Source organism: Mesorhizobium sp. M0768, assembly GCF_040320195.1.
Taxonomy (GTDB): domain Bacteria; phylum Pseudomonadota; class Alphaproteobacteria; order Rhizobiales; family Rhizobiaceae; genus Mesorhizobium.
This window is the reverse complement of the sequence record NZ_JAMYPD010000027.1, coordinates 51,514-73,896: the sequence shown is the minus strand read 5'-3', so window position 1 is coordinate 73,896 and position 22,383 is coordinate 51,514. Positions and strand designations below refer to the sequence as shown.

Sequence of the window (22,383 nt, the reverse complement as noted above, 5' to 3'; positions counted from 1 at the left end):
ATATGACACCTGTCATCAAGGACGCGGTTTTCAACGGAAGGGATAACGGTCTTACATTGCCGGTGCGCCGGTTGGTGGATGGCCCTTACGAACTGACGATCGGAAACCTCGATCGTGCCGACCCGCCAAGCCCCTACAGCGCGGGCGGTGTGCCGCGCTCGAACGCTTTCAATGGCAATGTCTTCACGCTTTCGACGAAAGGTGGCATGCCCGAAATCAAGTTGTCCTGCAAGATTGGCGGGTTCGATCCCGCCAAAACGCCTATCATTTGGCGATTGCAGAGCTTTCATGTGCTGGGGCGGTATCAGAAGAAGGGCGGCACCAAGGAAAACCCCAATTACTATGCCAAAGTGGTTCGGCTGGGCGATGAATGGCAAGGTGCGAGCAACAGCGCGGCTTTTTCGATCTTTCCCGCTGCGGCGCCGGCCGATCATGTCGGCGGCGGCCATGCCCTGCTTTCGGTCGCAGCGCGGCCGCCTGGCGCCACCAACTGGCTCCAGGATGTTGTCCACGTTAGGATCATCGGCGCAAATCCCGACGAAGCTGCCGTACGTGCCCATATCCGCCGTGCGCTTAACAAGCGTGATGCCAATCTGTGGCACATGCTCGATGCGATTTTCGCATGGGAGGCCGGGTTCAGGCACTTCAATCCATCATCCAGCACCAAGACCAAGTACAAGGGTGTGCCTTTCGAATGGCCGACCGACCCGGCACAATACCCCATCGCGGCGTTCGATTTTGGTGTCGGGCTTTCCCAGTTCACCCATCCCGACGATCTGACGGCGTCAATCGCCTGGGATTGGCGTGACAACATGAACGCTGGAATCAACATCTTTCTTGACGCGCTTGGCCGCAGCTACAAGTCTGGCATCTCTTGGCGCGTCTGGGCGCTGAAAGGGTGGAAAGCCTATAATGGCGCCGCCAGCTACGCCGACGACCGGGCGGCATCGGCTGATGGAAAGCTCGTCTCCGCAGGCACAGTGCCCGCCGGCTTCGATGTCAAAGGCCTTGTAGCAAGGATACCGCTGGTCAAGGCACCCGTGGCGCCGCCCTGGCCCGTCATTACTGCGCTCGTGCCCGAGGCCGCCGCCAGCGTCGCTCGTGCAGATCAAGCTACCCGAGATGGCGTCGCAGCGATCGTCGACGCGGTCACGGCGCGCGTGACCAATCGCGAAACCCTGGTCTGGCTCTGGCCGCAACTCGAAAAGCAGATGATGGCGTTCGACGGCCATCTCAAGACAACATTGTTTCCAGGACTTGATGCACCTGCCGTGGTCGCGCTGCTGGAAACGTTCGAGCCGGCCGAACTTGCAGCGGCCTTGCGGCTGGCACTAATGACGGCCTTGGAGCGAATCACGCTGCCTGTCGAGGAGGCCGCGGGCGCCATTACGGCCACGATTTCCGCCACCGCCAGTTCGGCGGATATTCTTTCCGAATGGAACCAACTGTCGGCTTTCGTGCGAAGCAACATCAGCGATGGATTCGCCGGCTTTCAAAACATCCGCGGCCGGCTGTATACCCAGTTCGGAGCGCCGGGCAATCCCGCCAAGGCGATCGAGCGGGTCAACGCCTACTACAAGCAGATGGTGGGTGCAGGCCTCCCGAAGGCGAGCTTCAAGTCGCCGGTGCATCCCGATCTGAAGATCCGGCTGGCAAAAGCCGCCACGCTGCTGGCGGCCAAGGGTGCGCAGCCGGCTCTCAACACCATCAAGAGCGTAGGGGGCTTCAACATCCGGCCCAACGTCAATTCCCCCGGCCAGCTCAGCAACCACTCATTCGGCTGGGCGGTGGACATCGATCCGGAAATCAACCCCAACATCAAGAAAACCAACTTGCCCTTGGCAATCATCGCCGCATTCACCGGTGTCGATCTCTATGGAGCCGAGAGCGTCCAGCTGCGCACGCCGGCGCCGTATGACACCTTGCTGCCGGCGGCAACCATCCTGTCGAGGGCCAATGCGGCCTTTGTCGCGGCGTTTGCCACGGCGGCCGGTCTGAAGGACGGAATGGGCACGGCAGTGACGCGGCTTTGTGGTGCAACGCTGCCGGGATCCAAGCTGACCACGGCCTATGCGCTGGCAACGGCGGTACCAGCCAAGCTGGCGGAGCTTGGAACGCTGCTGGAAGGCGCGGGCGCAACCCCCGCCAAAGCCAAGGCGGCCGCGCGAGTTCTGGCGGATTCCGCGGATCTCTTCCGTAAAGCTGCCAAGGTCAGCGCGCCAAAGATCATCGGTATCGAGGCCTCTGTGGCGCGCTTCGGCTTTTTTAATCTGGCGCCGGAAGCCGCGGCCGGACTCGCCGCTAGCGACGGTGGCGGCCTGCGCTGGCTGGGCGCCGCCGTCGCAACAAAGGACTACATGCATTTCGAACTTTTTGGGGCGGATCAGCCAAAACTGTTCTGACCCAAATCTGTTCTGGCGCGCGAGTCCGCTTTTCGTGTCGACCCGTCACGGTGCCTTTGCCAGCCCCTTGCCGCGGCTGACCACCGGAACGCCCGGAGCAAATCCCGCCGGCTTCGCGAGAGCGATCACGTTCGCACGCACCGCCAGCCCGCTTTCCCCATTGCCGCTTTCGCGCTCGCTCTGCCACCAGAGCGCGGCGATGCCCGCGACATGCGGACACGCCATACTGGTGCCGTTCATGGCGACCAGTCCGCCGCCTGCCTTGGCCGAGACGATGTCGACGCCTGGGGCGCTGAGCCGCGGCCCGACATTCGAAAAAGGCGCGATTTCGAGCATGCTATTGGCGTTGCGCAGTGCGGCACCTACCGAGATGATGTCCGGCGAGGCGGCCGCGGGCACGCTCACGCCGACCACGTTCTTCGGGTTCTCGTTGGCACGGCTCTCGTTGCCGGACGCGGCTGCGATGACCATCCCCTGGCTCGCCGCATTCTCCTGGAGGAGGTCAGCCACGCAAAGCTCGAATTGCTTCAGTGTCTCACGGTAGGCGACCAGTGCGATCGAGGTGGCGAATGGCACTTCCTGCCCGCCCTTCACCAGACGCTGCACCATGCCGGGGAAATCGAAGCCGATCGACATGGAGACCACCTGGGCGTTGTTCTCCGCCGCCCAGCGCAGGGCGTCGAGCACGGCTTTGGTCGAACCGCGCCCCTTGTCGTCAAGCGCCTTGGCGATGAAGACGTCCATCACACCCGGCGCGACCCCGATGCGCACGCCATCGACAGTGCCGCCGAAGATCGTGCCGGCGCAGTGCGTGCCGTGCCCATGCCTGTCGGTGAAGTCGTTCGGATCACCGCCGGTGAAATTTCGCCCAATGATTTTCTTCCCCGCGAAAGCCGGATGAGCGCTGTCGATGCCGGTGTCGATAACCGCTACCCTGACGCCGGAGCCATCCATCATCGATAGGCTCGCCCCGACGCTCTCGATGCCCCACGACATTTTTAGCGCCTTGGCATCGCCGACCGCATCCGCCGACACCTGAAGACCGAAGTCGGCTGCGATACGCGGCGCGATCAGCATCACCGGCATGTTGGGGATGGCAATGAAGCCGGGTTCATCGTTCTTTTTCTGCGCCTCCTCAGCCGTCAGCATCGCGGATGTGACCGACAGGATCGGGGGCGGCGGCGGTGGGGGCGACCCAGGCGACTTTTCTAGGGCGTCGGCTAAGACGCCTTCCTCGGCGCCCTGCAGATTGCCATCGACCACCGGGCGCTCGATGATGATGTATTCCAGGTCCACCGCGCTAACTGCTCGCTTCTGCTTTGCCATACTCGTCCTCCCTCTCGATCTGGCCCCCGTGGTGAGTGCCGTGGCCTATCCACCCTTAATGTCAGCCTTCTTGTCGTCCGGTGGCGGCGCTGGCGTCGGCCTTCCGCATTCCGTATAGCCATCGCGGGTCGTGCCGTTCGGACACCAGGGCTCCAGCACGCGCGCATAGGCATCGGCGGTTGCGGGCGCGAGTTTGCGCACCTGTTTGAGGAAGGCGGCGGCCTGCCCGAACGGAACCTGGACCGCCGTCCGATAAGCACCTTCGCGCAGATAAATCTGCGCCGGAACCTGCTCAGCGACCCCACCACTGTCGACAACCGAGACGAGCATCCCCAGCGAGGTACCGTGAGCCCGCACCAGCGCAGCCACCTCGGCCTGCGCCTCCGCGAGGCTCGAATGGGAGCCGAACACGATTGCGGCAGAGACATTTTGGCGTGCGCCCGTCTGCTGCTTGAGGAAGGCGGTATCAGGAAACGTGCCCGGAGCGTCGTCCAGCCGGCGGACGATCATCTTCGGCGTGTCGGCATGCGAGGCGAGCCGCGCCAGGGGCAGGCCGGCGACAAGCCGTTCGCGGGCGAGATCGACAATGCGCAGCCGACCGTCGAGGCTGGCAGCCGCAACCTTGGTGCGGTCGGGCGAGATGGCGAGTTGGGTCACCACTGCGCCATGTTCGGGCAGTTCGAAGCTTTGCGGGGTGGCGCCGGTCAGGTCGACCAACACGAGCGAATTGTCCGCGTCGCCTGCGACAAGGAAACTGCCGTCGCCAGCGATGTCGGCGGTAACGGCAGGTGCGTCGAGAGGAATTTCGAGGAAGCGGAAGAACGTTTCGGTGCGGTTGGCGGAAACCGCCACGCTTTCGGGGCCATCCATCCTGGCAACATAGAGCCTGCCGTGCCGGGTGCGCAGCATGAGCCTTGAGCCATCGGCCGAGAATGTCAGCCCGTCCCTGTCCGGTGGGCCAACCGGGGCGGCTGCCTGGCCAAAGTCGATTGCGTCAACACCGCTCTTAGAAACCTGAGATGATGCGACGAGCACGGCAAGGTCATTTTTGTTGCCCGCCGTGGCAACCGTACGTCCGTCGCTACTGATGGATAGTCCCCGTATAGTCTGATTGCGCAGCTTGGCTTCGAGGATATCCTTACCGGTCTTCAGTTCGATGATCGCAAAAGTCTGTTCGTCCACGCGACGAATGGCGAAATCTCCCGATTCGGCAAGATGGGCGAGGCCTCCGCTGTGACTTTCATAATGGGCGATGGGAGTAAGCGTCGTTGTCGCAAAAAGCGTGATGCTGCCCGTGTCGTTCGTGAGTGCGATGCGTTTGCCGTCGGAGCTGAACGAGATTTCGCCCTCACCCCTCTTATTTGAAATGTCCTTCGGACCTTCCGCAATCAGCATTCGACTTGCCGTGTCATAGAGGCGCAACGGTCCTTCCGACATCAGGACGGCGAGCATGTCGCCTTGCGGGCTGAAGGCCATGGCGCCATTCACACCGTTCACGTCGAGGTCGACAGGGTTCGGGTCCTGCGCCGTGAACAGGAAGATGCGGCCGTCATCGACCAAGATCGCACCGCGCGTGCGGGTGCGATCGACGATGACGTCCATGCTCCACCCCTTGTTCTGCCCAAGTGCGCTGGAGAGTGTAGTGATTGCCTGCAGCGCAGGTCCGCGTATTGCACCTCCCAGAAGAACCGCCTCCTCCACACCTAATGGGGGGCTACCGTCGCCTTCGTCAAAAGGCGGATCAAGCTTGGTCGATTCAACGATACCGCCGTCGTCGCCGATTTTTTGTAGAAAGTAGCCGGACTTCTCAAGGTGGATGACGATTTGACGCCCGTCCTGGCTGAACCCGACCACTCGGTAGGTCTCACTACTGCCGACATTCGTGAATAGTTTCCAGTTGGTGGCGGGCACCCCAACCTCTGTTTGACCAAAGGTAAAATTGTCCGCACCATCGGAGGTCTTCAACCCAAGGGTTGCCTCACGAACCGCCTTTGCCTGAAAGACGGCAACGCGGCCGTTTGCCCCCGCAGCCGCAACCACCGGATTGTCTCTGGAGCCGCTGGCGGCGACGGCGACTATAGATCCCGGCAGACTGCCGACGCGCGAGGCCGCCAAGTCTTCGACCTGTGTAGGCCCCGTCGGCCCAAGGTCGATTGCAACGACTTCCCCGTCACCGGTGCCGGCGGCCGCGAAGGCTCCGTCCGGTGCGGCAGCCAGCGCGCTTACGTTCGACAAGCCGTCGATAAGACCAACCTCTTCGACCCCCCCGTCAGGCCCGACATCGTAGCGAGAGAGGCCGGTCGTTCCTGTCTGCGGTCCGACTTGCTGCTGCCGTAGATGCAGGTCGGCGGTCAGCGGGCGGCTTCCGGCGAGGACCGGGACCGGCGTACCTCGCCCTGTCGCAAAAAGCCCTCCATCGGCTTCTAAAAAAAGCCCTCCATCGGCTTCTAACTCCGACCCGGTGTGTAAGACGACATGACGCAGCGCGGCGGGTGGTGCCTCCGGGTCGAATTGCCGAGTGAGATCGGCGCTGAGTGTGACCCAGAAGCCCCCGTCTCGTCCCGCGAGCCACCCCGGCACGCCAACGATACCCACGACCGGCTGCTGGATAATTGTTGGGGAGGTCGTACGGTTCGTACTTATGACATGCGAATAGAACGTGCCGCTCGCCGTGCCCACGACAATCCGATCATTGGACAACCACGCAAGGCTGGTCACCATCTCCCGCGCGACGTCCGGCCGCGCGATCCCGCCGTCCAGCACCGTCTCGGCATCGCCCACCAGCCATTGGATGCCAAATCCCACTGCCAGGGCGCATAGGAGAACCAACGCTGTCGCCGGTATGCGCTGCACAAGACGAAGCGCACTGAGCCGGGCAGCATTCAGGCGCTGCCAAAGACCGCGCATGGCTGCGGACCACTTCAGGATGGGTTTGCCGTCCGGCGCCTCGCTTTGTTCGGGGTGAGCCGGCGGTGGCGTTTCGTGGAGGGGAGGTTGCCCGGTAGCCGGATGGGTCTCCCGCGGATCGACAGATGACGGTGGCGGACTGGACGTTGCTGTGTCTGCTCGCCCGGCGACCGCGGCTTGCGTCGCTTCGAGTCCAATGGCTTCCGCCCGCGTGTCGAGACCTTTTCGCTTCTTCGTTTGGCCGCGGCTTTGCTCGGCCGAGCGAGGCGATTGCTCAGGGCCTTCCGCATCCGGCTCTTCCGATGTCGGACTCATCCGAGCACCTCGGATTGATCGCGTCTTATTTTTCTAGTCGTGGCCGCACGCCCAAATGCGTCGGGAGCACGTCCGGCAAACCAGCCCAGGTTCTTCAGCCGCCGGTAGACCGCTACCGCCGGCAGGCCGAACAGGGTGACGACTGCAATGGCGATCAGCGGCAGCCAGACGCCCGGCGCGTGCGGCGCAGCTGTGCTTGACGGCCATAAGTGGAGCATCGCCCAGCACCAGAGCCCGACGGCCACGACCGCGGCGAGCCGCACCAGCACGATTGCGCGCGCGCGATCGAAGAATATCGCTCTGCTGGCCGGCAGATGCAGCGTCGGCACCACCTCCGGTATGTCGCGCAGCATGAAGTCGGCTACAACCTCGTCGGGCGCGATCTCCGCGCCATTCTCATCAGGCAGCCAGATTGTCAGTGTCCGCCTCTTGCTGGTTTCGCTGCGCGGGGGGTGCCGGTCCGCAAGTGCACCGGGTGTCGTCTTTTCGGCACGAGCACTGAGCAGCATCGCTGCCAGCGCCTCGCCGACGGCGGCGCGTTGCTCCAATGTCAGCGCCGAAAACAGGCTTTCGCGCAGCCAGGGCGGCATGCGGCCCTGCCAGAACCATGGCAGAAGGCAGAGCTTGGCGAGATGCTCCTCGTCGTAGATCGGGCCGCGCGCGCCACGGAGCCGATTGCCGAGATAGACCGTGATGACGTAGCGCAGTTGCGGATAGCCAGCACAGGCCGCCAGCCAGTAGAAGCCGTCGGCGCCGAGCCACTTTCCGAGGTCGGCAATCAGTTCGTTGCGGATCTCGTCGGGTGGCGGAACGTCGGAAAGCATCGTGTAGTCGTCATCGCGCACGAGTTCGGGGCGCGGCGGCACCGATTGCGTGGCACCGAGCAGGCCGGCCGCTGCCTTGAGCCAGCCCTGGATGCGCTCGACCAGTTCCACCATGCCGCCCCCTGATACTGGCGGCGGTGGGCGCCAGCGGGCGATCCGGCCCGTGCCGAAGCCGGCGGCAAGATCGTGGAACCCTTCTGCCGTCGCGCGGCCGATCGGAGCGCCGAGTGCGGCGGAAAGGTTCATCTCGCGTTCGCCCCATTCAGCCATCGGTACCGGCGTGAGCAGCATGCGTGCCGGCCATGCGCTCAGGCTCTCGGCGACGAATTTGTAGGGACGTTCGGTGAAGTAGTCGACAAGGTCGCTGCCGTCGGTCACCAGCACCAGCCTGGCGTCTGCATGCAATTCGCGCAGCGCGCGCAGGTCCAGCGGCCCCGACTGCGTGCTGCGCGCGCTGGCTCCGACCAGTGTGCGCGGGTCGGGACTGTATTCGTAGACATTGAGGGGGAGCCCGCCGGTCTCAAGGGCCTCGATGAGTCTCGCGACCCGCTCGCGTTCATGGTCGTTGTCGCGATGATGAGGCACCAGGAACAGAAATTCCACGGCGCGGCTGCGGGTGCCGAAGACAGGCTGGGCGAAACCGCCGCGCTGCAACGTCTGAGCAATGCTGCGTCCGACATCGAGCCGCGGGGAAGGAACCGGCGGGTGCCAGGAGATCTGGCGCACCAGCCGGCGCTCGGGTTTCGGCGCGTTGCTCGCCAACTCGCGTGAGGCGATCGGCGTCGGTGTGCCACGCAAATTCTCCGGCGGATTGGTAAGCGCGGCGCGCCCTGCGCGCCAGCCGGTGACGATTGCCCAGCCGAGCACCGGCAGCAGCGGCACAAAGAGCAGCCAGCGCGGCCAGTCGGGCCAGCGTTGGGGGGTCGGCTGCATGGTGCCTTGCAGCACCGGCTGGTCGAGCGCTGTCGCAATGACCCGCATGACATCGGCAACCGTGGCATTAGGATTGGCTGCGAAGCTGGCATTTGCGGGATCGGTGGTGAAGAGTGTGGCGGCAGCACTGTCGGGAATCGCTATACCCAGCGCTTTTTCAATTGCCGAAGTCAACTCAATCACTTGGAGTTCGTTGGCGTTGAGATCCGCCATTAATCGTGCCGCGTCGGTCACCCTGGCGGGATCCACCTGTAGCTGCTCGGAAATCAGCCGTCGTACCTGAGTTCTGGTCTCCTCGTACCGAAATGCCTGTACCCTTGCATAGAGCTTCGTTTGGGCTCCTTCGATATCGTCCGGCGTCTCCTGTGTTGCTACATCGATGCCGAGCTTCAGACGGTCGCGGTCGAGCCCGGTCGCCAGGTCGATTTCGGCGGCGGCGAGCGAATATTGGCCAAGTGCGTAGGCGCCGGCCAGCGTCGGCGGAATCGGCTCGTAGGCCGGCAGCGGCCAGCGCTTCAGCATCGCCTGCAGGAACAGCGCCGGCTCGGTGACGAAGTCGGATTCGCCGGCATAATATTCGGCGAGCGTATAGGGTGAGATGCTGAACCCGTATTGCTCGGCGGCGGCGATCGTCACATCGAGGAAGCGCAGCCGGGCGGAACGTGCGGGATCCATAGGCTGCGACGGATCGATTGGCGCAGGCGCCGTCGTGTCCGTGTGCGGCGTCACGGTTGCGCAGGCGGGAGGGCAACTTCGTGGGACAACGCGTTCAACACTCCGGCCGAGGTGCATCCAGAGCCATGGCAGCAAAACGGCTGCGGCCAGCACGGCAACCACCGCACCAGTCTCGCGGCGGGCAAACACATGCGAGATCGCCTTCCAGAAATCGGCCAGGCGAATTCCAGGAGGAGAGGGCGGCGGCGGTACTCCTAAGATGTCCGTATTGGTGTTCACGCCTTCATTTTTGATCTCGTCCGCTTCGCCTTCGCCAATCTTTGGCAGGAAATAACCGGGCAACGGATGATCCTCAATCGTGCGGCCGAGCGCTGCCGCCGACTCGCGCGTTTCGGCAAGGACCGGGGTGAGGTAGCGGCGCCAAAGGTCCTTCGCGCTTTCTTCACCAACGCGGCGCCAGCATGCGCCGACATTCAGCCCGGTCATCGTCATGATAACGTCGGCGCGCTGGCGTATGGAAACGCGCTGCAGGGTGGCGCCAACGCCCGCCGCGACCCGCTCGCGCTCGTAGGCCATGAAGAATGTGCCGAGCGCGGTCTCCTCCCAGACGAAGCGATAGGGTTGTGCAGTTTGTTCCAAGGCTGTCAGCCTTTCTCGGGCGAGGCTTTCCTGGGCAGCAGATTGCGTAGGATCTCACGATCGTTCGTGAGCTTGGCGAGTGCCACCACAGCAGCCTCGAGCCGATCGCCGAGGTCTGGAGGCTCCTTGCCTGGAGGCGATGCCAGCAGGAAAGCGGCATCGACGATCTCGGAAACGCCTGCCTTCTTGTCGACCGGCTGGTTGCGGAACTTGCCGACGAGGGTGAGCAGCTGGGCACGGTCGTCAGCATTGAGCACCAAAGCCTGACCTGTCCTGGCAATGCGCCGCGCTAGGTTGTTCTCGATGATCGTGTGCAGTCGGGCGTCGTCAGGAAACTGGATCTGGTGGAATACGCAGCGGCGCAGGAAGGCGTCGGGAAGCTGGCGCTCCTCATTTGAAGTGATCACGATGATGGGCCTGTGCAGCGGATCCAAGGGAAAGCTTGGAGTCTGCGGCCGTTTCGATTTCGGGCCCATATTGCTACTGCCGAGTTCGGGCACGCTGAATTGCAAGGTCTCGATTTCGGAAAGTACGTCGTTGGGGAAATCGCGCGACGCCTTGTCGATCTCGTCGATGATGACCACCGTCCGCTGCGGGTGGCGCTGGTCCTTGGGGAGGTCGGACGTGGGATCGTCTGAATGCAAGTAGGCTCGTTCGCCACGGAGCATGTGACTGACATCCTTGTAGCCATGTGCGTCGAGGATCGCCGCGCCGAGCGCCTGATATTCGATGTAGTCGGCGGCCTCGGCACGTTTCTCATCGGCTGCACCATGAAAATTCGCGTCACGAAAACGCCGGACCGCATCGTAGGTGTAGAAGAGGTCTCGTGCCTCCGAGACCGACCGCGTCGAGAAGAAGTATAGCCGCGAAATGCCCAGGCGCCGCGCGATGGCAAAGCCGAGCTCGGTCTTGCCGCCGCCCGGCTCGCCCGAAACCAGCAGCGGCCGTCCAAGCCCGATTGCCACGTCGACCGCAGCTTCCAGTTCGGGGTTGAAGACGTAGCCTTTGCCCTTGTAGTCTTCGGCCATGCCATTGGCGATCAGCGGCACGGCCTTGTCCTCTTCTTGATCAGAGAAAGAGTTGAACCACATGGCCGTTTTCCTCTACTTGACGTTTTGGCAGTAAACCTTGGTAATGTTCCTGAGCTTGGTCTCAAGCGTCATGAATGGCATTTTTCGACCCGCGAAAATCTGATCCACACGGTCGGCCAGCTCTTCCCGGTTTATCCGGTAGGCACGGTCGATCGCCGATATCCATCGCTTCATCTGACCGTCGTCTATATCATCGAAATTGAGGCACTGGCCGCAGCCCGCAGGCGGTGGATCGGTCCAGAATTTCGCCACCAATGCCCGTTGCTTCGCGCTGGGATCACGCCCGTCGATCGGAGGCCGGTCGTCCTGATAGACGAAGAAGACCTGAAAGTTGGACCGGCCGGCATCGAGTAGCGGCGTGCACAGCCGACCAACCTCGGTGACGATCAACCGTTCCCGCTCGGCATCAAACTTGTCGAATGTCTGCTCGATGACGAAGACGGTGCCCTGGTCGGGCACAATCTCATGGTCGATTTCACGAACGATCTTGGCAGCTGCCTCGGTCGGAGCCAGGCGCTTGTCCATTGTGGCCGAGCCGTCCCGCCAACCGTTTTCGGTCCATCCCACGTTGAGAAAGCGCGAAAGGCGTTCCTCGATTTCGGGGCGAGGCAGCTTTTCGAAAGCGAGGCTCGCCTCGCGCAGGCGCGTCATGAAAAACTCCGGCCCGTCGACCGACCGGCAGGCGATGGCATGCACGAGGCTCTTCCTGGTGTTTCTGGAATCGATGATGTTCCATTCGGGATCGTCCCGATCGAGCAAGGCCATAGCCCGCTTGTGCCGGCGCCTCAGGATGTCCTGCTTGATCGCCTCATTGGTCGTGCCCAGTTCGGTCCTGACCGGCTCTTCCCTGGGCGGAAGCATCGATTGATAGATCGACTGGTCGGGCAAATGAGAGAGTTGTGCGGCGATGGCGCCGAGTGGAATCGCGCGCTGGCCTGGCGGCAGGGGTTTCTGGTTCGGCCGCAGTTTGCCAAGTTCCGACTCGGGATCGCCGGCATGGTGCAAAGCGACCGGCTCCAGATTGTTGCCATAGCAGATCGCGCCTGACGAGCCGTGGTTGGTGGGCGCATCATGCGTGACGCGAAGCCAGCCGACATCGACGGAGATGATTTTTCCCGGTGTCGACTCCATAGGCAGGCTTTCGAAGCGATTGTCCGTGTAGCCGCAGGGATGATGGTAGATGCTGATGTTCACGCCTGCCGCGGGCAGAGTTTCGGGCACGGGCAAGACGAGCCAGCCCCGCCTTGCCGGCCGCGTGCCGTCGGGCCAGCCGGCGAGATTGCCCACAGGTAAAGGCTGATCGCCGATTTTTGCGGCGAGCCGGATCACCGCATAGTCGAGATTTTCCGGTTCGGGCGGCTCTTCGATGTTGAGGTCGCGCTTCGCATAGCGAGACCGTGTGACCAGCCATGCCGCCGCCAAGCCTACGCTTTGCCGGGCGCCTTGTTCGAGATAGTCGAAGTGGACGCGCGCGTCGGCCAGACGGCTCGGGTCTCGCTCCAGCTTTTGCACGACATGGAAGTTCGTCAGCACCAGGTCCGGGCCGATCAATGCCCCGGTGCCATAGACACCGGCAAAATCCTGAAGCGCGCAGGTCCAACTCCTGCGCTCCGCCCGCGACTTCGCATCGTTCGCCAAACCCGCCCCCGCTTGACTGGTCACCATCGTTCCGGCGAGAACAACGTGCGGCAGTACTCTCTGTCATAAGAACAGAACCCGCAACTAGCGATCCGCTAATCTAACATACAAAATAAACGAAAAATCTAGCAACTATGGCACCAACTTAGCTCGGTTGCATCTGACAGGTGTCAAGTCTCAGTCTCGAAGAGGCGGTGGGCGCCTGAAACTGGCCTGCGCTTTCGAGCCTCAAGGACCGTGCGCCTTGGGCCCATCTGAGCATCAATAGCCGGCTCCGAATGGAAAACCCTTGGGCTTGGCGATCGTCACGTCGTAAAGCGCCAGAGCGTCTGCGGCGAAATAGCTTCTCAGCGCTCCATCGCAAATTGCATAGCCCCAATTGATCAAAGCTTCCTGCTGCGCCTTGGGCATTGCCTGCAGCCGAGTCGGGATTGCCGCCAGCGCTGCCGGATTGCGCCTGGTACACCCGAGCGTATCGTCAGCCACTTTGTATTCGGCAAAACGCGCCCGTACGCTCCAATAGCAACCGGAATGGTCCTTGCGATCAAAACCGTCGATCAAGCGGCGCTGACGCAGGCTACGCACCTGATTGTCGATGACCTCGAGAACGCGGATCGAATGGCGGGTCCAGTCCGTCGACGATGATGGCTCCGACGCAATTTTTTGGCCAGCATCGCTGACGAGGAGGGTGGCGTACCGTTTCTCGACGGTCTCAAGCCCGAGATTATCATAGACACCGCCGTCGCTCAGATAAACCGAACGACGAAAGCTCGCAGTCGTCAGATCGGCGCCGTCCACGTCGTCGAATGGCTGCGAGATCTTGAGCGGCAACGGGGACAGCAAAGGAGGGAATGCGGACGACGCTGCTACCGCCAAAGCTAACGGAATTGTCGGTCTGCGGACCAGACCAACCCTGTAGTCACCCATGTATTCGCGGCCAAAGCGCCAGAGAGCACTGCTCTGGATGTTGGTCGCGTTGACAACGAAGCGTGGCCCCTCTCCGGCCAGATCGTCAGGTAGATCCTGTAATGTCTTGCCCCCGAACAGTACCTTGTCATAGGCGGCAGCGACCTTTTCGCCGATCGTGCCCGGCAGGAGGATTCCGCCGATGATCGCGCCGGCGTCAACAGAGGTGTCCGCCATCTTGCGCACGGCCTTGACGACGATATCGAGGTTGCTGGCGACATTGGCGGGCCCGAATACCAGCTCGGACCATTTCATCCCTAGTACGGCTGCTGTGATCGAACCTCCCGATACGCTGGAAACGCGCGCGATCCGTTTCAGCAGCCCCGCCTCGTTGAGGCGGATCAAGGCTCCGAGATGGAAAATCATCGCCCGGTATCCACCGCCGGACAATGCGAGCGCTATGCCCTTTTCGAGCTCGGCCGGTTGGTCGTCGGCAAGAATCGTGTTCGCGGGCATGGCATTTTCCTTCTTGAAACCTCGCCATCGTCCGGCGCACGCACCTAGACATGAACAGCGAGCCAGGTGTGGAGGGTCTGCGCTAATTCTTCATCGTGACAAAGCCAATTTGCCGGTTGGAAAAATCGACCTGCATCTACTGCCACATCGATGTCCGGCCGACCATTGAGTCGCGCGTCGCGAATGCCCGCCTCATAAATTCACTGTAAAATCCACGATCGCCCGGGGCGCAAAGCTTCCACTGTATATCGTTTCCGAGAACGGCTCCGTCTGTGTCGCATCGCCACCCACGGCGCGTATCCCCAGCGCAGCAATTTCATAGTTTGCGGTTGCCTTCACAGTGCGGCCGCCATAGGTCGGAAACCGCATTGCGTCGGCTGTGAAGGCTTCCTTCAGTCGTGCCCAGAAACTGCGGTCTTCGATTGTCCCGGCCAGTGGGGATGTGGGGGGCTCTTCTGCCATTTCACGTATGGCAATCTGGATTGGGCCGATCGCGGAGGTGCGGTTCACCTTGACCGAAATCCACGCTTCGTCGCTCTTCAATGCCGGTCGAACTGGTTCCGCCAGGACTGGGTTGCGAATGCCGAGCCGCTGCAACAGGGTGTTCACCCCCGCGCTGCCGCCAGCGATTATCAGCGCCGAAAGGGCCGTTGATATTTTTCCGCTCCACGTCTCTGGCGTCGCGGATGTGACCAAAGCGATCATCCTGGCAAAGATGTCGTAGTGAAAAGCGATCACCACCGTCAGCCCGACGGCGACCATCACTACAGTCTTCATGGCGCGGTTGTTGAACAGCATTCTGTAGACCCGCCATTGGAAGATCGTTGTCAGAGCGCTTTCAATCACAACCACAACGACGGCAAGTGCGGCTAGTTCGGTTCCCATTTTCGTGATGTCCGGAGCAGTCTGCGCAAAGGCCGGATCAGCCCCAACCGTTAGCAGAATCGTATAAAGAAGCGCGCGGATCGTTCTGAAATTTCCGCTTTGCGTAGTCTGAGGTGCTTTGGCGTCTGTGATTTCTGTTTCTGATTTGTTCTGATAATGAGATGTGAAAAGCCCAACTTGTGCCAGCATGTCCCCCCCAGCGAATAGTATCTCGGCCGCCTCTTTCTATTGAAGGATTTCGGTATTTCGTTGTGAAGCAACTCTGATACCTGTCTGTCCACGAATCAAGAGAATATTTTTTGGGTTACGTGCTCAACTTACTATGCCCGGCAGTCGAGTCCGCTGCCCCGTCCACCTCGATAGTACGGGTTGTGGCCAACACAGCGTCGATCTCAGTCGTTCGGCAGCTAGATCAAGGCGACCCAAAGCGGGAATTGACGGTTGCAAATCTTGGTCACCTGAGCTTTCAGGCATAGGTTCAACGGCGGTGGATGCAACTGACCATCCGGGAACCAGCTCTTAGTCGAAAGAAACTAGGGCTTAGCCTTGATCGTACCTAGCGGAGTGCGCTCGCAGAGGATCGCGAACCTCCAACAGGGGAGGTGGGGCACGGCGCGATCAAGGATGCTGCGGCCAAGGTTGGGCCTTTCGAACTCCTGCATTATCGAGAGGAGCGGCAGCTTCAGGTCGCCGGTCGGCAGCACGCACCATATCGCCGATCTGACCGGCAGCTTCAAAACTCGGTCTCCCTGAACCCCTGAACTGGAATCGCCGCAGCGCGAGCGACCGTCGCAGATTAAAGGTGGTCGCGAACTTGACGGAGCTCTCATTCGAGGTTCGAGTCGGCAGACCGCTATATCGAGAGACCCACTATCGAGCGGGCGGTATTCAGCCTTTGGCGACGTCCAACTTCGGCGCTAACCTCGCCAAATGCGGGACGTGTGTAATTTGCCGGCGTTCCCGTTCTTTCCGACCAGTATTGCCAGTTGGACTATTGGGTGCAACGATTGCTTTTTCAGTTTGTTAGCGGCCTCGGGCGATGGGCGTAACGCATGTCGGGTGTCTGGCAGGAGAATATTGTTCGCCTCTGTTCCGGCGACGGACAGGCGCTCGGGACCGGAACGCTTGTATTGACCAGCCAGAATGGGCTGTGCGTCCTGACCTGCGCACATGTTCTCAACGCAGCTCTCGGCCGCGATGACTACTCGCCGGACAGGCCAAGCGATGAAGCGGATTTTGTGTTCGATCTTCCGGCAAGATCCCGCGATCGCAAGTATCATGCGAAGCTGCTGGAATGGTGGCCGCCGCTGCTGGCGGTCGAGCGGGTCACGCAGCCGGTAGGCGACATTGCACTTTTGAAGATCGTTGAGGATGTCCCCGCAAGCGTGCGGCCCTACTCGGCTGAGGATCTTGTCGTTGACGAGCTTGAAGATCGCCTGGTGCGAAGCTTCGGGTTTTCCCAGCCAAATGGCGAGTTTGCTGCAGGCCGGCTGCTTGGCGGCGATGTCGGTGGCTGGGTGCATTTTGCTGCCGAGAGCACGCAGGAATCGTTCGTTGCTCCAGGGTTCAGCGGGGCGCCGCTTCTGGATGATGAGCGCCGGTTCATCCTCGGCATGGTGGTAGCGGTCGACGACGATGCGGCCAAGCGGGTGGCCTTTGCCCTTGGCACTCAGTTGATCTGGACGGCATGCCCACAGCTGGCGCGACCGTATCGTGGCCTGCGTGACTTCGGCGAGCGCGATCGGGCGTTCTTCTTCGGCCGCAAGACATTTGTCGGCAGGTTGCGCGAGAAGCTCCTCACGCACCCGATCGTTGGCGTTGCCGGAGCTTCGGGTTCAGGCAAATCCTCGGTGGTCAAGGCCGGTCTGATCCCGGATCTGCGAAAAGAACGCAACTGGACCATCCTGAAGATGCGGCCAGCCTCCGATCCATGGGTGGACCTGGCGAAGGGGTTGGCGCCGCTGCTGTACGAAGGGCTGCTGCTCGGCGACCGACTGGGCAAAGAGGAAGAATTGGCGGAGAAGCTGCGGGACGATCCCTCGCATCTCGGTGCTTGTCTGAGAGGCGTAGCAAAGGCGCAGCACTCCGACCATGTCCTGGTGTTCGTCGATCAGTTCGAGGAGCTGTTCACGCAGGCTGGCCACGAGGCCGAGCAGTCCGCCGACGGCGAGCTCGTAAAGGCGAGGCGCCCGGACTTCCGGGATCTGATGATACGGACGGCCTCGCTCAAAGGGTCGCCATCGGTTCAATGGATCTATACGCTGCGGGCGGACTTCGCTGGCCAGGCCTATCGCTACCCCGCTTTCGTCGAAGCGCTAAAGGATGGTGAGGAGAAGCTCGCCGACATGAACGGAACCGAGCTTCGCCAATCGATCGTGGAGCCGGCACGAAAGCTTGACGTCGCCTTCGAGGAAGGCATCGATGGCGGGCCGTCTCTCAGCGAGCGCATTGTCGACGCGGTGGAGGCAAGGCCGGGCTCGCTGCCACTGATGGCGCACCTCCTGGAGAAGCTGTGGGAACAGCTGGACGACCGACAGATCACCCATGCGGCCTATGACCGCCTGCGTGGTCTTGAGGGCGCGCTCGATCGTCATGCCGACGGAGTCTTCGAGAGGCTGACGGAGGAGCAGAAGCTGCGTGCCCGACAGCTTATGTCGCGGCTGGTAAAGGTCGAGGAGGGCAACGAGCCAACCCGGCGCGTGCGCACACGCGCGGAGTTGGGCGAGGAATTGTGGGAAGTGGCTGGCCTGCTTGCTGATCCGGGCAGCCGGCTGCTGGTGATCCGGGGCACCGACGAAGACGTGGGTCAGGCAACAGCCGGGGGTGGTGAAGCGCAGGCACAGCGACAGACCGTCGAGGTGGCGCACGAGGCGCTGCTGCGCAACTGGGGCAAGTTCAGCGACTGGTTGAAGCAGGATCTTGCCTTCCTGCTGTGGCGCCAACGGCTCGAGCAGCGGATGGGCGAGTATGAACGCTTCGGGCGCTCCAAAAGCCAACTGCTGCCAGAAGACGCTCTCACCGAGGCCAACAGTTGGGCCGTCAATCCCGCCGTGGACCTCAACAAGGGCCAGCGAGACTACATCGACCTCTCGAATACTATGGCTAACGAGGAAGCGGACCAGCGCGCAAGAGATACCAAAGCCCGGATCGTCCTGCTGACCCGGCAGCGTCGCTGGTACGTGACAGCACTGATGCTCGCAGTCCTGATCATTGTCGGCGGTGCATATGCTTATTCCCGCTTGAGCAGCCTCCAGGCCGAAACCGAGTTGCAAAGGACCAAGGCAGTGGTGAGTGAGGCCGAGGCTGTGCTGCAAAAGGCAGAGGTCGAGCGTCAGAAAGCTGAGACCGAGCGGGAAAGGACTGCCGCAGAGGATCAAAAAGTAAAGGCAGATCTGCAGACCGCGGAAGCCCTCAGGCAGAAGGCCATCGCCATAGAAGAGCGCAAAAACGCCGAACGCGACGCGTCGCGCTATTCGGCAGCAATTGCTTCAAGCCTGCTCGACAATAACAGCCCGGTGCAGGCGTTGCTGGTGGTGCGCGAGCGTCTTCCCAAGACATTCACGCCGGATCTGCTGAAGGACCGTCCTGAAGCGCTGGCCCAGTTGTACAGATCTGTGGCAAGCATTGATGGCTTGCCGGGCGTCCTGCGAGGCCATGAGCGAGCGGTCAACGCTGCTGCCTTCGCGCCTGACGGCAGGACCATCGTCACCGCCTCTGAGGACGACACCGCCCGGCTATGGGACGCCGCCAGCGGCAGCCTGCTGCATGTGCTCGACGGCCATACGGGCCCAGTCCACGCTGCCGCCTTCTCGCCCGATGGCAGGACCGTTCTCACCGCCTCTGATGACCGCACCGCCCGGCTCTGGGACGCCGCCAGCGGTCGCCAGTTGCATGTGCTCGAGGGCCACACGGACACGGTCACTGCTGCCGTCTTCTCGCCCGACGGCAGGACCGTCGTAACCGCTTGTAGTGACAGCGCCGCCGGTGAGAGCGCAGCCCAACTATGGGATGTCGCCAGCGGCACTCGGCTGCATGTGCTCGAGGGGCATGGGCGCTCCGTCATCGCTGCCGCCTTCTCGCCCGACGGTAGGACCATCGTCACCGCCTCGGCGGACCATACCGCCCGGCTATGGGACGTCGCCAGCGGTCGCCTGCTGCATGTGCTCGAGGGCCACACGAACGTAGTGTACGCTGCCGTTTTCTCGCCCGACGGCAGGACCATCGTCACCGCCTCTGAAGACAAGACCGCCCGGCTCTGGGACGCCGTCAGCGGCAGCCAGCTGTATGTACTCGAGGGCCACACCGACGCTGTCTACGCTGTCGCCTACTCGCCCGACGGCAGGACCATCGTCACCGCCTCCCGCGACACCACCGCCCGGCTTTGGGACGCTGCCAATGGCAGCCAGCTGCATGTGCTCGACGGCCACATGAATTTGGTCACAGATGCCGCCTTCTTGCCCGACGGCACCGCCGCCTTCTCAACCGACGGCAGCACCGTTGTCACTGCCTTTTATGACAACACCCCTCGGCTATGGGACGCCACCAGCGGTCGACTTTTGCATGTGCTGCAGGGCCACGCGAACGTCGTCAGAGCTGCCGCGTTCTCGCCAGACGGAAAGACCATCGTCACCGCCTCAGGTGATAAAACGGCCCGGCTGTGGGACGCCGCCAGCGGAAGCCGGCTGCATGTGCTCGAAGGCCACACAGACTCAGAAAGAGCTGCCGCCTTCTCGCCTGACGGCGAGACCGTGCTCACCGTCTCGAATGACAGTACCGCACGGCTGTGGGACACTGCCAATGGCCGCCGGCATGTTCTCGAGCGCCACACCCAGCCGGTCAACGCTGCTGCGTTCTCGCCCGATGGCAGGACGGTCGTCACTGCCTCGAATGACAACACCGCACGGCTGTGGGACGTCGCTAGCGGCCGCCAGCTGCATGTGCTTGAGGGGCATGCCGGCCCTGTCGTCGCTGTCGCCTTCTCGCCCGACGGCACGACCATCGTCACCGCCTCCGATGACAGAACCGCCTGTATGTGGGATGCCGCGAGCGGCGGCCAGCTGCATGTGCTAGCGGGCCACACGGATGGTCTCTACGCTGCCGCCTTCTCGCCCGATGGCAGGACAATCGTCACAGCCTCATATGACCACACCGCCAGGCTGTGGGACGCCGAGAGCGGTAGCCAGCTGCATGTGCTCGAGGGGCATACGAGTTCTGTCAACGCTGCCGCCTTCTCCCCCGATGCCAAGACTGTCGTCACCGCCTCTTTCGACAACACCGCCCGGCTTTGGGACGCCGCCAGTGGCAGGCTGCTGCATGTGCTCGAGGGCCACACGAACTTCGTCAATACTGCCGTTTTCTCGCCCGACGGAAGGATGGTCGTCACCGCCTCAAATGACAACACCGCGCGGCTGTGGGACGCCGCCAGTGGCCGCCTGCTGCACGCGCTCGCGGCGCATACGAATTTCGTCGCCGCTGCCGCCTTTTCGCCCGATGGCAAGACCATCGTCACTGCGTCATATGACAACACCGCCCGGCTGTGGGACGCCGCCAGTGGGAGCCTGCTGCATGTGCTCGAGGGCCACACGAGCTATGTCATTGGTGCTGCCTTCTCGTCGGACGGCAAGACAATCGTCTCAGCCTCCGGCGACAACACCGCCCGGCTGTGGAATGTAGGGCCGAGAACCTTGGCGTTGAACGCCGATGGAAGCATTGCGAGAACCTCTGACGGACAGGTCGTGTGGCAGCTGCATCCGTCCTTCAGCCAGGGCCTTCTCGACCGCGCCTACCAGCTCGTTCCTCGTGACCTGACACCCGAGGAGCGGACAAACCTGCTGAAGGAGAAGTAATATTTCTATCCTTCGATGGTCCAAGGAAAATCAGCAGCGTTCCAATAAAGTTCAGGGGCAAATAGGGCAGAGATTCAATCGAAACTTTCCTAGAGTGTCTTCTGCGGTGCTCTGACCATCCCAGCTCCGCGATCGACAAAATCCAATCCTGCTACAAACCGGTTAACATTGCAGCTTGCCAACAACTGGGCCCGCACCATTTCGCCATTTGCTCGGCCGTTGGTTTTTTTGGCCCATTCCCACCACAAAGCGGCGGTGCCAGCAACGTGCGGGCAGGCCATACTTGTCCCACTATCGAGCCGTAATTTGTCATCGAGCGCTGCAGAAAGAATGTCCACTCCGGGAGCGCAGAGCTTCGGATTGATGTTGGAGAAGGACGCGACGCTCAAGCCAGCGGGGGAAAGGCTCGCGGCGCCGACTGAAATGATGTTTGGCGAGGTCGCCGCCGGAACACTGACGTCAATGACGAAATCCGGGTTGTCATCTCTCCGGCTTTCATTTCCCGACGCCGCTACGATCACCATGCCTTTCTGGTCAGCGGTCTCCACAAGCAGGAAGTCGATAAGTGTCCGGAACAGAGAAATGTTCTCGCGATAGGCCCTCAATGCCTTGGAGGTAGCAATCTTCTGCGGATTGCCGCTGTCCTGCAATCTTTGCTGCAAGGCGGGGAAGTCGAAGCCAAGGGACATCGAGACGATGTTGGCTCCTTCGCTATGCACCCATTTCAAGGCTTCGAGCACCGCAGATGCATTGCCGCGGCCCTTGTTGTCGAGGACCTTCCCGACAAGGACATCGGTTACGCCCCGAGCGATGCCAATCCTCTTGCCGTCAACATCACGCCCAAAAATCGTTCCAGCGCAGTGAGTTCCGTGGCCGTGCGTGTCCTCCGCGCTGTCCAATGTAAAATTCCTCTGGGTTACGCTTGCACCAAGAAAGGCTGGATGCTTGCGCTGAATGCCTGTGTCCAGCACGGCAATTTTGACGCCGGCGCCGGAAAGGTCAGCGGGATTGCCGCCGAGAACCTCGCGGACGCCCCATGCATCATTAGCTGCTGAAGACCGAGCTTCGCCGCCAACCGCGCGAGCATTGACCGGTTCGATAAGCGAAAGCGGCATGTTGAGCGCCACAAGGCTGTTTGGATCCCGTCTTGCATCTGCCGCCTGCCGCTCGTTCAGGCTTGCCTTTTTGATGTTCAGGTTCTGAGCCGTCAGCTTGGGTCGTTTCGCGACGAGCGTGTCTCTGCGGCTTGCATCTACGGACATCGATTCAGCCAGCATTTCATTGATCGACATATCTGACGAAGTTTTTTCGATGCCGTCCAACTCGAGCTTGAGAATGATGTAATCGAGGTCTGCCACAATTGTCCTCCATGGTCATAGTGGACGATACCGATCTATTTGTCCCGACCAGTATTGCCAGTTGGACTATTGGGTGCAACGATTGCTTTTTCAGTTTGTTAGCGGCCTCGGGCGATGGGCGT

10 protein-coding genes are annotated in these 22,383 nt (G+C 61.8%); 2 read left to right on the top strand and 8 right to left on the bottom strand.

Going from position 1 to position 22,383, the window contains the following annotated elements; translation table 11 throughout:
* Positions 1-2 precede the first annotated feature (2 nt).
* On the top strand, positions 3-2,402 hold the full coding sequence (locus NKI08_RS26685) for a M15 family metallopeptidase (protein ID WP_352773536.1): 2,400 nt from the start codon (positions 3-5) through the stop codon (positions 2,400-2,402).
* Between the two features lie 45 nt (positions 2,403-2,447).
* Here NKI08_RS26685 and NKI08_RS26680 read toward each other — a convergent pair whose 3' ends face one another.
* From NKI08_RS26680 to NKI08_RS26650, 7 genes are all read right to left on the bottom strand, one after another.
* The gene (locus NKI08_RS26680; RefSeq protein ID WP_352773534.1) at positions 2,448-3,728 is read right to left on the bottom strand and encodes a S8 family serine peptidase; all 1,281 of its coding nucleotides are present in this window, start codon (positions 3,726-3,728) and stop codon (positions 2,448-2,450) included.
* 45 nt (positions 3,729-3,773) lie between these two features.
* Positions 3,774-6,950, bottom strand: a complete 3,177-nt coding sequence (locus tag NKI08_RS26675) for a WD40 repeat domain-containing protein (protein WP_352773532.1) — start codon at positions 6,948-6,950, stop codon at positions 3,774-3,776.
* Positions 6,947-10,021, bottom strand: a complete 3,075-nt coding sequence (locus tag NKI08_RS26670; RefSeq protein ID WP_352773529.1) for an acyl carrier protein — start codon at positions 10,019-10,021, stop codon at positions 6,947-6,949. Before NKI08_RS26670 ends, NKI08_RS26675 begins: the two co-directional genes overlap by 4 nt.
* A 5-nt stretch (positions 10,022-10,026) precedes the next feature.
* Complete coding sequence (locus NKI08_RS26665) at positions 10,027-11,112, bottom strand: AAA family ATPase (protein WP_352773526.1); 1,086 nt, start codon at positions 11,110-11,112, stop codon at positions 10,027-10,029.
* A gap of 12 nt (positions 11,113-11,124) precedes the next feature.
* On the bottom strand, positions 11,125-12,750 hold the full coding sequence (locus tag NKI08_RS26660; protein WP_352773523.1) for a trypsin-like serine peptidase: 1,626 nt from the start codon (positions 12,748-12,750) through the stop codon (positions 11,125-11,127).
* A 261-nt stretch (positions 12,751-13,011) separates the two neighbouring features.
* Positions 13,012-14,172, bottom strand: coding sequence for a patatin-like phospholipase family protein (locus tag NKI08_RS26655; protein ID WP_352773520.1), 1,161 nt, complete (start codon positions 14,170-14,172; stop codon positions 13,012-13,014).
* A gap of 192 nt (positions 14,173-14,364) precedes the next feature.
* Positions 14,365-15,246, bottom strand: coding sequence for a hypothetical protein (locus tag NKI08_RS26650; RefSeq protein ID WP_352773517.1), 882 nt, complete (start codon positions 15,244-15,246; stop codon positions 14,365-14,367).
* An 863-nt stretch (positions 15,247-16,109) separates the two neighbouring features.
* Here NKI08_RS26650 and NKI08_RS26645 point away from each other — a divergent pair.
* On the top strand, positions 16,110-20,903 hold the full coding sequence (locus NKI08_RS26645; protein ID WP_352773515.1) for an nSTAND1 domain-containing NTPase: 4,794 nt from the start codon (positions 16,110-16,112) through the stop codon (positions 20,901-20,903).
* A gap of 89 nt (positions 20,904-20,992) precedes the next feature.
* Here the strand turns inward: NKI08_RS26645 and NKI08_RS26640 are convergent, their stop codons facing one another.
* Positions 20,993-22,261: a S8 family peptidase gene (locus tag NKI08_RS26640; RefSeq protein WP_352773513.1), complete on the bottom strand. Its 1,269-nt coding sequence runs from the start codon at positions 22,259-22,261 to the stop codon at positions 20,993-20,995.
* Positions 22,262-22,383: the final 122 nt, after the last annotated feature.